The following is a 280-nucleotide window of genomic DNA, read 5'->3' on the forward strand; positions in this document are numbered from 1 at the left end:
CGAGTCGATGTTCTCGTACAGGTTGTGGTGGTACGTGATGAACCCGTTCGAGCGGTCGCTCTCACTCGACCCGACCAGCCCGCCACGACCGGAGTTGCGGAGCGTGCTGTAGGACAAGGTGACGTATTGGGTGTTGTTCTTCATGTCGAACAGGCCGTCGTAGCCTTCGGACTCACCGCCCGACGCCAGCAGGTTGACGTGGTCGACCCACACGTTGCGGACGTTGCTCTCCATCCCGATCGCGTCGCCGCCGTTGGACGTCGGAGAACCCGACTTCTTC

1 protein-coding gene is annotated in these 280 nt (G+C 61.8%); it reads right to left on the bottom strand.

Annotated features, from left to right (window positions below; translation table 11 throughout):
• Positions 1-280: pectate lyase family protein (locus tag ADK67_RS15560; protein WP_442974145.1), on the bottom strand; the 280-nt coding region annotated here is incomplete at both ends.

This window comes from Saccharothrix sp. NRRL B-16348 (genome assembly GCF_001280085.1).
Taxonomy (GTDB): domain Bacteria; phylum Actinomycetota; class Actinomycetes; order Mycobacteriales; family Pseudonocardiaceae; genus Actinosynnema.